The organism is Ralstonia sp. SET104 (assembly GCF_003851545.1).
Lineage (GTDB): Bacteria > Pseudomonadota > Gammaproteobacteria > Burkholderiales > Burkholderiaceae > Ralstonia.
On sequence record NZ_BHVX01000051.1, the window covers coordinates 1 to 285 of the forward strand.

Below are 285 nucleotides of genomic sequence, written 5' to 3' on the forward strand. Positions count from 1 at the left end.
TAATGCCGTTCAGTTAAGGTCTTTCCGAAGATATCGAAGGGCATAACGAGCAGGACGGGATTTGACGGCCCGATCGCATTTGCGGTCGGGCCGTTTTACGTTGATCAGCAGCTTGAGGTGCTCCCGCAGCCGTTTGAGAACGGCGGGAAGCTTGGCCAATGCTGGCGTGCGAGCGGCCCACATCATCTCGTGCTGGATGAGATGGAATGCGCGCACGAAGCTGAGTTCGGTTGGCTCGCACTTGGCCTCGAAGGCCGCGCTGGCCATTTCGCGGCGAATCAGGTT

Annotated in this window: 1 pseudogene; it reads right to left on the reverse strand. The window is 58.6% G+C overall.

The features are described 5' to 3' along the window. Positions 1-9 precede the first annotated feature (9 nt). A pseudogene (locus PSUB009319_RS22765) lies at positions 10-285 on the reverse strand (DDE transposase); the annotation flags it as partial.